The organism is Vallitalea sediminicola (assembly GCF_054408565.1).
Genome location: NZ_BTPT01000377.1, coordinates 1 through 230 on the forward strand (window position 1 = coordinate 1; position 230 = coordinate 230).

A 230-nucleotide genomic window follows, 5' to 3' on the forward strand; every position below is an offset into this window, starting at 1 on the left:
TGTTAAGTCAATAGAAATATCTTTTCCATTTTTATCTGTTGCAACTATTTTCTTTGCAACTTTTTTATCCTCTGAAATTGAGAACTCAACGTTATCGACAGTGATTCCATATTCAAATTTAGCACCATGGTCTTCCAAATATTTAACCATAGGTTTTACAAATGAAGTGTATTGATCATGTCTTGAAAACTGTAAAGCTGAAAGATCTGGTAAACCTCCAACATGGTGGA

General features: G+C 32.2%; 1 protein-coding gene. It reads right to left on the minus strand.

Going from position 1 to position 230, the window contains the following annotated elements:
* Positions 1–230, minus strand: a 230-nt coding sequence (locus ACX6CF_RS27120) for an oleate hydratase (protein WP_458788483.1), incomplete at both ends; no start/stop codon positions are given.